The organism is Micromonospora maritima (genome assembly GCF_902825405.1).
Lineage (GTDB): Bacteria > Actinomycetota > Actinomycetes > Mycobacteriales > Micromonosporaceae > Micromonospora > Micromonospora maritima.
Genome location: NZ_CADEAU010000164.1, coordinates 1 through 10,446 on the forward strand (window position 1 = coordinate 1; position 10,446 = coordinate 10,446).

Consider the following 10,446-nt stretch of genomic DNA (forward strand, 5'->3'; position numbering starts at 1 on the left):
CGGGGCGGGGCCGGCGCGGGCCGAGGCGACGCATCATCGGCACCTCCACCCACCGGTGCAGCGCCGCGGCGAGGGCCAGGGTGAGCAGCAGGAAGCCGAGCACCGCGAGCGGCCCCCGCCACCCGGGCAGCCCGGTGCCCCAGTCACCGGTGAGCCGCAGCACGGTCACCATGACCAGCACGTGGACCAGGTAGAAGGCGAAGGAGACCTCCCCCAGCCACACCATCGGGCGGGACCGCCAGGGGGTCCACCGGCCCCGCACGTCGGCCTGCGCCGCCGCGGTGATCACCAGCAGGTACGCCACGGCGAGCAGCGCCGCCCAGAACTCGGCGCGCACCCAGAACGCGGCGACCACCCAGGTGCCGACGAAGAGCAGGCTGGCCACGGTCAGGTCGGGGCCGCGCCAGCGGTTGCGGCGCATCAGCTCGGCGGCTGCCGCGCCCATCCAGAACTCGAAGGACCGGGTCACCGGGAAGATCTGGGTGAACCACCACCGCTGCTCCTCGGGCACCAACTGCTGCCCGGGCCACAGGGCCAGGATGAGCAGCGGCGCGGCGACCAGCACGACCCGCAGCGCCCCGGTGCGGGCCCGGCGCAGCCACGGCACCGCGAGCGGCAGGCACAGGTAGAACGCCAGCTCGCAGGAGAGCGACCAGCTCACGTTGTTGACGCTGTAGAAGTAGCCGCCGAACGGGATCCAGGCCTGGACCAGGAAGAGGTTGCCGAGGGCGGCCAGCCGGGGGACGGGGTCGGCGAACCAGGCCGCCACGGCCAGCGCCGCCAGGAAGGTGACCACGTGGTTCGGGTAGATCTTGGCGACCCGGCGCCACAGGAACGTGCGGCCCGGCTCGCCGTCACGGTACGACCAGACCAGCACGAATCCACTGAGGATGAAGAAGAACTCGACCCCGGACAGGCCCAGGCTGAACGCCTTGTCGACCACCGCCTTGAGATCCGGCTCGGCGACGATCCGCATGGTGCCCGCGTGGAACCCGAAGACCAGCAGGGCGGCGACCCAGCGCAACCCGGTCAGCGACGGCAGGCGCGGAGCGCGGGTGGTGGTCGGCGCACTGGTCATCCCGGGCACCCTACCCGGTGGTAGGAGCGGGGTGCCGAGGCCCGACCGGGCCCCGACGGGCGGCGGATAGGATTTCCGTTCCTGCCCGCGCGGGCGCCCTCCCGGCCCCGCCGGACCCGCCGTGCCAGTACGGAAGGTGACGAACCGGATGCACCAGCGGATCCTGCTCCGCGCCCGCAAGGGCCCGTTCGACGTCCTCACGCCGGAGGAGACGTTCGCCGGCAACTGGATCGGCGACAACACGGGCAACCTGGTCTTCAGCCACGCCGCGCACAAGCTGCTGGCCACCTCCACGGCGGAGATCACCGCGACCCGCAGCCCGGCCGACCCGCGCCTCGCCGACGAGATCAACGAGCGGTACGACGTGTTCGTGGTCCCGCTGGCCAACGCCTTCCGCCGTAGCTTCGTGCACCGCCTCACCCCGATGACCCGGCTGATCGAGCGCCTGAAGATCCCGGTGGTGGTCCTCGGGGTCGGCGTGCAGACGAACGTCGACGGCGACCGGGAGTACCTGCGGCAGATCGACGAGCCGGTCACCGCCTTCTGCCGCGCCGTGCTCGACCGGTCGCACAGCATCGGCGTACGCGGCGAGGTGACCGAGAGCTACCTGCGGACGCTCGGCTTCTCCGCCGTGGAGCAGATCGGCTGCCCGTCGATGTTCCTGCACGGCGACAACTTCCGGCTGGACAAGCCGCGGGAAGAACTGCGCACCGACGACCGGGTCGCGCTGACCATCTCCCCGTACGTCGCCTCGATGGCCGCCGTCGTCCGTCACCACCGCGAGCGCTACCCGAACCTCTGCTACGTGCCGCAGGACCTGCGCACCCTCGGCACCCTGCTCTACGGCGACGCGCCCGAGCACCGGGGCAAGAGCGGCGAGATGCCGCTGCACACCTCGCACCCCCTGTTCGTCGAGGACAAGGTGCGGATGTTCGTCGACCCGTGGACCTGGATGGCACACCTGGCCGACTACGACTTCGCCTTCGGCACCCGGATCCACGGCACGATCACCGCGCTGATCTCCGGCACCCCCGGCTACCTCTTCGCGCACGACTCGCGCACGCTGGAGCTGGCCCGCTACTTCGACATCCCGCACCGGATCATGCGAGACGTGCCCGCCGACGTCGACGCCGCCGAACTCTACGCGGAGGCCGACTACACCGCGCTCAACTCCGGCCACAAGGCCCGCTTCGCGACGATCACCGCGTTCCTGGCCAAGCACGACCTCGGCACGTCGTTCGCCGACGGCGACAGCGCCGCCCGGTTCGACGAGCGGGTCCGCGAGACCGTGTTCCCGCCGGCCGTCCGCCCGGTCGGCGCCGCACCGCGGGAGGAGCTGCTGAGCCGCATCGAGCGGCTGCGCGACGAGAACCGCGCGCTCGCCGGCACCGTCGACGGGCTGCGCGCCCAGGGGCTGCGCGAGCGGATCAAGCAGGCCGTGCCGGGTCCGGTCCGCCGGATGCTGGGTCGCTGACCGTCGTACGCCTGTTCGATTCCGGGGTACGATCGGGGGCGTGTCCGACGTCGCGTACCAGCCCTCGATGCTCGACCTGTCCGAGCAGGGCCCGACCCTGGGCCCGCTCGCCGAGCCGACCGAGCTGCGCCGCCACGAGCTGAGCCGGGATGCCTGGGTCGACCACCTGCCCGGCTGGGTGCGCGGTTCCGACCCGGTGCTCGACACGCTGCTGCGCGACGTCCCGTGGCGGGCCGAGCGCCGCACCATGTACGACAGCGAGGTCGACGTCCCCCGCCTGCTCTGCTGGTACGCCGCCGGACGGCCGCTGCCGCACCCGGTGCTCACCGCGGCCCGCGACGCCCTCACCCGGCACTACGCGCCCGAACTGGGCGAGCCGTTCGTCACCGCCGGCATGTGCCTCTACCGCGACGGCCGGGACAGCGTCGCCTGGCACGGCGACACCCAGGGGCGCTCCGCGCACACCGACACCATGGTGGCGATCGTCTCGTTCGGCTCCCCCCGCCAGTTGCTGCTGCGTCCCCGCGGCGGTGGCGGCACCAGCCTGCGCTTCCCCCTCGGGCACGGTGACCTGGTGGTGATGGGCGGCTCCTGCCAGCGCACCTGGGAGCACGCCGTGCCGAAGACCGCCCGCCCGGTCGGCCCCCGGGTCAGCGTCCAGTTCCGACCCGCCGGGGTGGCCTGACCACCGGCCCGGGCCCTCCCGCGGGCCGGCTCCGTGCTAGAAACAACTCCCAGGGTCGATCACGCCCCCGTCACCCGACGACGGAAAGGGCGACCGATGACCCAGTCCCCCACCACCCGCCGGTCCCCGTGGGCCCTGCACGGCGACGGCCGCTCGGTCCGCCCCGGCGACGTGGTCCGCCCCGACGAACGGCTGTCCTGGCCGCGTACCGTCGGCGTGGGCGTGCAGCACGTGGTCGCCATGTTCGGCGCCACCTTCACCGTCCCGCTGATCACCGGCTTCCCGCCCGCCACCACGCTCTTCTTCTCCGGCATCGGCACGCTGCTGTTCCTGCTGATCACCGGCAACCGGCTGCCGTCGTACCTCGGGTCGTCGTTCGCGTTCATCGCGCCGGTCCTGGCCGCCAAGACCGGTGGCGGCATCGGCGCCGCCCTCGGTGGCATCGTCGTCGCCGGCGCCGCGCTCGCCCTGGTCGGCGTGGTGGTCCACCTGGCCGGCGCCCGCTGGATCGACGCGCTGATGCCCCCGGTGGTGACCGGCGCGATCGTCGCGTTGATCGGGCTCAACCTCGCGCCGGTCGCCTGGGACGGCGGCGGCGCCGGCACCGGCGTCAAGGCGCAACCGCTGATCGCCCTGGTCACCCTGGCCGCGATCCTGATCACCACCGTCGCCTTCCGCGGCTTCCTGGCCCGGCTGTCGATCCTGCTCGGCGTGGTCGTCGGCTGGGTGCTCGCCGCGCTGACCGGCCAGCTCGACCAGCAGGCGGTCAACGGGCTGAAGCAGGCCGCCTGGGTCGGGCTGCCGGAGTTCCACACCCCGAGCTTCAGTTTGCGCGCCGTGGTCCTGGTCATCCCGGTCATCCTGGTGCTGATCGCGGAGAACGCCGGGCACGTCAAGGCGGTCGCCGCGATGACCGGCCGCAACCTCGACCGGGACATGGGCCGGGCGTTCCTCGGCGACGGTGTCGCCACGGTGCTCGCCGGCTCCGGCGGCGGCTCCGGCACCACCACGTACGCGGAGAACATCGGCGTGATGGCGGCGACCCGGGTCTACTCGACGGCCGCCTACTGGGTGGCCGGCGGTACCGCCATCCTGCTCGGGCTCTGCCCGAAGTTCGGCGCGCTGATCCTCACCGTGCCGGCCGGCGTGCTCGGCGGGGCGACCACCGCGCTGTACGGCCTGATCGCCATCCTGGGCGCCCGGATCTGGATCGAGGGGCGGGTCGACTTCCACGACCCGGTCAACCTGCTCACCGCCGCGGTCGCGGTGATCGTCGGCGCGGCCAACTACACGCTCACCGCCGGGGACCTGTCCTTCAACGGCATCGCCCTGGGCACCGCCGCCGCCCTGGTGATCTACCACGGCATGCGGCTGATCGCCCGCCTGCGCGGCACCACCCCCGAGTCCCGCCGGGGCCCCGAGCCCGAACTCTGACCCGCCCCGGCCCCCTGGCCGCCCGCCACCTCACCCTCGCCCGGCCCGTGCCCGGGCCCGGGCGGCCAGGCCGGTCGATCATGAAGTTGGCGGGACAGAATCGGGCGAATCGCGCCGCCAACTTCATGATCGTCGCAGCGATCGGGCCCGCGTATGGGCGTGGTCAGTCGCGGTCGACGTGGTGGCCGACGACGGTGGGGCCGAGCATCACGGCGAACCCGGAGCCGTCGCGGCGCGGGTCGGCCGGCGGCAGCTCCACCGGGTCGCCGTTCGCCGTGGCGCCCACCGGCCGGGGGCCGATCCAGGCGACCGACAGGTCCGTCTCACCCTTGAGGAACCGCTGGGCCCGCACGCCGCCGGTCGCCCGGCCCTTCGCCGGGTACGCCTTGAACGGTGTCACCTTCACCGTGGCGCCGGTCGAGGTGACCACCATCGGCTCGCCGTGCGTCGCGTCGTCGGTGCGGACCGCGCCGAAGAAGACCACCCGGGCGCCGGCCGGCAGGCTGATGCCGGCCATCCCGCCGCCCTTCGCGCCCTGCGGCCGGACCAGGGACGCCGGGAAGCGCAGCAGTGAGGCCTCCGAGGAGACGAACGCCAGCGTGTCGGTGGCGTCGGTCAGCCAGGTCGCCCCGACCACCTCGTCGCCGTCGCGCAGCGAGATCACCTCGAACTCGTCCGAGCGGACCGGCCAGTCCGGCGCGCAGACCTTCACCACGCCCTGCCGGGTGCCGAGCGCCAGCCCGGGCGACCCCTGCGCGGACGGACCCAGCGGGGCCAGCCCGACGACCGTCTCCCCCGGCTCCAGCGGCACCAGCTCGGCGGCTGACATGCCGCCGCGCAGCGACACCGTGCCGGACTGTTCCGGCAGCACCGGCAGCGGCAGGACGTCGATCTTGAACGCCCGGCCGGCGCTCGTCACCACCAGCACCCGGCCCCGGGCCGTGGAGTGCACCACGGCGCGTACCGCGTCGTGCTTGACCCGGCCGCTGCGCCGCCGCGCCTCGGCGGCCTCCTCCGACTCGGCCGCGGTGCGGGCCACCAGGCCGGTGGCGGAAAGGATCACCTGGCACGGGTCGTCGGCCACCTCCAGCGGGCCGGCCGGCACCGACGCCGCGAGGACCTCCTTGAGGTCGCCGTCGACGAGCGTGGTGCGCCGCTCGGCGCCGAACTGCTTGCCCACCGCGGCCAGCTCGTCGGAGACCAGCTTCCGCAGCACCCTGGGGTCGTCGAGGATCTTCGACAGCTCGGCGATCTCGCCGCGCAGCTTCTCCTGCTCGGCCTCCAGCTCCAGCCGGTCGTACCGGGTCAGCCGGCGCAGCGGAGTGTCCAGGATGTAGGTCGCCTGGATCTCGGAGAGCTTGAACTTCTGCATCAGGCCGTCCTTGGCCGCCTGCGCGTCCTCGCTCGCCCGGATCAGCTTGACCACCCGGTCGATGTCGAGCAGCGCGATCAGCAGGCCGTCGACCAGGTGCAGCCGCTCCTCCCGCTTGCGCTTGCGGTAGGAGCTGCGCCGGGTGACGACCTCGTAGCGGTGCGACAGGAACACCTCGAGCAGTTCCTTGAGCCCGAGCGTGCGCGGCTGGCCGTCCACCAGCACCAGGTTGTTCACGCCGAACGACTGCTCCAGCGGGGTGAGCCGGTAGAGGTCGGCCAGCAGCGCCTGCGGGTTGACGCCGACCTTGCACTCGACGACGAGACGGGTGCCGTTCTCGCGGTCGGTCAGGTCCTTGACGTCGGCGATGCCGGTCAGCCGCTTGGTCTTGTTGACCTCGTTGGTGATGGCCGCGATGACCTTCTCGGCGCCGACGCCGTACGGCAGCTCGGTGACGGTGATGGCCTGCCGGCCGCGGCTGCCCTCCAGCGGGCCGATCTCCACCCGGCCGCGCATCCGCACCACACCGCGCCCGGTCTCGTACGCCCGGCGCACCTCGTCCAGGCCGAGCAGCAGCCCGCCGGTGGGCAGGTCGGGGCCGGGCACGAACTCCATGAGCTTGTCCAGCGTGGCGTCCGGGTGGTTGATCAGCCACCGGGCGGCCTGGACCACCTCGCCGAGGTTGTGCGGGATCATGTTCGTCGCCATGCCGACCGCGATGCCGGACGCGCCGTTGACGAGCAGGTTCGGGAACGCCGCCGGCAGCACCGTGGGCTGGGTCAGCGAGCCGTCGTAGTTCGGCTCGACGTCGACGGTGTCCTCACCCAGCTCACCGGTGAGCAGCATCGCCTCCCGCGACATCCGGGCCTCGGTGTAGCGGGCCGCGGCCGGGCCGTCGTCCGGGCTGCCGAAGTTGCCGTGCCCGTCGATGAGCGGGACGTTGAGCGAGAAGTCTTGCGCCAGCCGCACCATCGCGTCGTAGATCGCGGTGTCGCCGTGCGGGTGGTACTTACCCATGACGTCGCCGACGATCCGGGCGCTCTTGACGTGGCCCCGGTCCGGGCGGTGGCCCTGCTCGTACATCGACCAGAGGATGCGCCGGTGCACCGGCTTGAGCCCGTCCCGGGCGTCCGGCAGGGCCCGGGAGTGGATGACCGAGAACGCGTACTCCAGGTAGGAGTCCGAGACCTCGGTGACCAGCGGGTTGTCGAAGACCCGGGCGCCGGCCTGGTCGAAGGCGGAGAGGTCCGCCTTGGCGCGGTCGTCCTTGCGGCGTGCCATGGTGCAGCTTCCTTCCGAAACGAACCCGAGGGTCAGGCGTCGATGGCGTCGCGGTCGACGCGGTCGGCGGAGTCGATCAGCCAGTTGCGACGCGGCTCGACCTTCTCCCCCATGAGCAGTTCGAGGATCCGCTCGGCGGCCTCGACGTCGTCGAGCGTGATCCGGCGGACCGCACGGGTGGCCGGGTTCATGGTGGTGTCCCAGAGCTCGTCGGCGTCCATCTCACCGAGGCCCTTGAAGCGCGGAATCGGGGTGACGATCTGCCTGCCGGCCTTCTCCAGCTTGCGGACCGTCGCCTCCATCTCGGCCTGGGTGTAGGTGTAGACGGTCTGCGGGTTGCGCCCCTTTGTGGTGATCTTGTGCAGGGGCGGCATCGCCGCGTAGAGCCGGCCGGCCTCGATCAGCGGTCGCATGTAGCGGGCGAACAGCGTGATCAGCAGCGTCCGGATGTGCGCGCCGTCGACGTCCGCGTCCGCCATGATCAGGACCCGGCCGTAGCGGAGCGCGGACAGGTCGAACGTGCGGCCCGACCCGGCGCCGAGCACCTGGACGATCGCGGCGCACTCGGCATTGTCCAGCACCTGCTGGAGGTTGGCCTTCTGCACGTTGAGGATCTTGCCGCGGATGGGCAGCAGCGCCTGGTATTCCGAGGAGCGGGCCATCCGGCTCGTGCCCAGCGCGCTGTCGCCCTCCACGATGAACAGCTCGCTGCGCTCGACGCCGGTGGCGCGGCAGTCGACGAGCTTCGCCGGCATCGCCGCGCCCTCCAGCGCGGTCTTGCGGCGGGCGGCGTCCTTCTGTTGCTTCTGGGTGAGCCGGACCCGGGCCGCGTCGACGATCTTCTGGAGCACCGTGCGGGCCTCGGCCTTGGTGCGGCGGTCCTCCAGCCAGCTCTTGAGGTGCGCCTCGACCAGCCCCTGGAGCACCTTGGTGATGCCGGCGGTGGACAGCTCGTCCTTGGTCTGCGAGGTGAACTGCGGTTCCGGGATGCGGACGTGCACCACCGCGGTCATGCCCTCCAGGACGTCGTCCAGGGTGGGCGCGTCCTCCTTGGGCTTGAGCAGGCCGCGGGCGTTGCGGGCGGCGTCGGCGAGGGTGCGGGCCAGCGCCCGCTCGAAGCCCTTGCGGTGGGTGCCGCCGTGGGCGTTGCGGATGGTGTTGGTGAAGCATTCGACGGTGCGGTCGTAGCCGGTGCCCCAGCGGAACGCGATCTCGACCTCGGCCCGGCGCTGCACGTTGGACTGCATCACGCCGTTGGCGTCGGCCGCGTTCTCGCGGTAGGTGCCCTCGCCGGTGACCAGCAGCGTGCCGGAGACCGGGCGGTCACCGGCCGGGGAGAGGAACTCCACCATGTCGGTGAGGCCGTCGGGGAAGTGGAAGCGCTCCTCGGCCACCTCCTCGCCGGTCTCGTCGCGCAGCCGGTAGGCCACGCCGGGGACCAGGAAGGCGGTGTTGCGCAGCTTGAGCCGGACCGCCTCGGTGTCGAGCGCGGCGCCGGTCTCGAAGTAGCGGGGGTCGTGCCACCAGCGGATCGAGGTGCCGGTGCGCTGGCCGCGCTTCATCGCCCCGACGATCTGCAGCCCGGGTCCGGGGGTGAACGGCGCGTCGGGGCCGTCGCCGTCGAAGATCCCGGGTACGCCGTGGCGGAACGACATGGCGTGGACCTTGCCGCCCCGGCGGACGGTGACGTCGAACCGGCGGGAGAGCGCGTTGACCGCGGAGGCGCCCACGCCGTGCAGGCCGCCGGAGGTCTTGTAGCCGGAGCCGCCGAACTTGCCGCCGGCGTGCAGCCGGGTCAGCACCAGCTCGACGCCGGAGATGCCGGACTTGGCGTGCACGTCGGTGGGGATGCCCCGGCCGTCGTCGTCGACCTGGACCGAGCCGTCGGCGTGCAGGATCACGTCGACCTTTGTGGCGTGACCCGCGACACCCTCGTCGGTCGAGTTGTCGAGGATCTCGTTGACGAGGTGACCCACGCCACGACTGTCGGTCGACCCGATGTACATGCCGGGGCGTTTGCGGACGGCGTCGAGCCCCTCCAGGTGGGTGAGGTCGTCGGCGCCGTAGAGCGTCTCAGGCTGTGCGGTCAACTGGTCGTACTCCCAGGTCTCGGCGGTGGTGGTGCCGTTCACCGTGTGATCCCCCACGGCGATCGCCGGGCGCGGCGCGCCGGAGCGAGCCTAGCCCGGCGCCCCGACAGGTCCGTGTCACCGGGTGCGGTGCGTTGTCCGGTTACCCTGCGGGCCGGGTCGGTGCCGCCACCGGATTCGGCGGCGCCCGGAGCGGGGAGGCGTCCGTGCACGTCAACGACGAGAGCGACCGGTCGTCTTCCCGGTCGCCGGCCGAGGGTGACGCGATCGGCCGGTTCGAGCGGCTCTACGCGGACGCCGAGCGGGGCGCCGCCGAGGTGCCCTGGGACCTGACGGCACCGCACTCGCTGCTCGCGGAGTGGACCGGACGGTTGCGCCCGGACGGGTCCGGCCGCCGGGCGGTGGTGGTCGGGTGCGGCTTCGGCCGGGACGCCGAGCATCTGGCCGGCCTGGGGTTCAGCACGCTGGCCTTCGACGTCTCCCCGACCGTGGTGCGGGCGGCGCGGCGGCGACACGCCGGCTCGCCGGTCCGGTACGAGGTGGCCGACCTGTTCGCCCCGCCGGCGCCCTGGGTCGGCGGCTTCGACCTGGTGCTGGAGAGCATGAACGTGCAGGCGTTGCCGGTGGGGCTGCGCGCGCGGGCCACGGCCGCGGTGGGCCGGCTGGTGGCGCCGGGCGGGACGCTGCTGGTGATCGCCGCCGGGCGGCGTCCCGGTGAGGCGCTGGACGGCCCGCCGTGGCCGCTGACCCGGGCCGAGGTCGAGTCGTTCGGCGCGCCGGGGTTCACGTCGGCGCGGGTCGAGGAGATCACCGCGCCGGACGGCGGGCTGCGGTGGCGCGCGGAGTTCCACCGCGCCTGAGCCGGTATCGGGCCATTGACGCCCGTCACACGCCCGTGATCTGATCGCCTCCTTGAAGAATCTTTCACATTTCGATGTGTGAGGGGGAGGTCGGGCATGTCCGTGTTCCGTCGTACCGTGCTCGCGACGGCGATGGCCGTCGCCGCGGTGGCGCTGCCGGCCGCGGTGGTGC

The 10,446-nt window shown here is 72.7% G+C and carries 7 protein-coding genes; 4 read left to right on the forward strand and 3 right to left on the reverse strand.

All coding sequences use genetic code 11. The annotated features are described in order from the left end of the window. A partial coding sequence (locus HUW36_RS16345; RefSeq protein ID WP_174528961.1) for an acyltransferase family protein occupies nt 1-1,078 on the reverse strand: 1,078 nt, incomplete at its 3' end. A gap of 148 nt (nt 1,079-1,226) precedes the next feature. Here HUW36_RS16345 and HUW36_RS16350 point away from each other — a divergent pair. From HUW36_RS16350 to HUW36_RS16360, 3 genes are all read left to right on the forward strand, one after another. Then, nucleotides 1,227-2,552 carry a polysaccharide pyruvyl transferase family protein gene (locus tag HUW36_RS16350; RefSeq protein WP_174528962.1) on the forward strand — a complete coding sequence of 442 codons (1,326 nt, stop codon included), beginning with the start codon at nt 1,227-1,229 and terminating at the stop codon, nt 2,550-2,552. A 40-nt stretch (nt 2,553-2,592) separates the two neighbouring features. After that, the gene (locus tag HUW36_RS16355) at nt 2,593-3,237 is read left to right on the forward strand and encodes an alpha-ketoglutarate-dependent dioxygenase AlkB (RefSeq protein WP_174528963.1); all 645 of its coding nucleotides are present in this window, start codon (nt 2,593-2,595) and stop codon (nt 3,235-3,237) included. 96 nt (nt 3,238-3,333) lie between these two features. Beyond that, nucleotides 3,334-4,671, forward strand: coding sequence for a uracil-xanthine permease family protein (locus HUW36_RS16360; protein WP_174528964.1), 1,338 nt, complete (start codon nt 3,334-3,336; stop codon nt 4,669-4,671). A gap of 163 nt (nt 4,672-4,834) precedes the next feature. Here HUW36_RS16360 and HUW36_RS16365 read toward each other — a convergent pair whose 3' ends face one another. Both HUW36_RS16365 and HUW36_RS16370 read right to left on the reverse strand, forming a co-directional pair. Continuing rightward, nucleotides 4,835-7,324 (reverse strand): DNA gyrase/topoisomerase IV subunit A, encoded by a 2,490-nt coding sequence (locus tag HUW36_RS16365; RefSeq protein WP_174528965.1) that lies wholly within the window; start codon nt 7,322-7,324, stop codon nt 4,835-4,837. Nucleotides 7,325-7,356: 32 nt separating this feature from the next. Next, a complete protein-coding gene (locus HUW36_RS16370; RefSeq protein WP_174528966.1) occupies nt 7,357-9,456 on the reverse strand; it encodes a DNA gyrase/topoisomerase IV subunit B in 2,100 nt (699 codons plus the stop codon). 164 nt (nt 9,457-9,620) lie between these two features. On the opposite strand from HUW36_RS16370, the gene HUW36_RS16375 reads away from it, so the two are divergent. Then, entirely contained in the window at nt 9,621-10,274 is a 654-nt protein-coding gene (locus HUW36_RS16375; RefSeq protein WP_174528967.1) for a class I SAM-dependent methyltransferase, read from the forward strand. Nucleotides 10,275-10,446 lie beyond the last annotated feature (172 nt).

Excerpts from the sequence above, each read along its gene's own strand:
- HUW36_RS16350 (WP_174528962.1), top strand. The coding sequence starts at position 1,227 with ATGCACCAGCGGATCCTGCTCCGCGCCCGCAAGGGCCCGTTCGACGTC.
- HUW36_RS16360 (WP_174528964.1), top strand. The coding sequence starts at position 3,334 with ATGACCCAGTCCCCCACCACCCGCCGGTCCCCGTGGGCCCTGCACGGC.
- HUW36_RS16365 (WP_174528965.1), bottom strand. The coding sequence starts at position 7,324 with ATGGCACGCCGCAAGGACGACCGCGCCAAGGCGGACCTCTCCGCCTTC.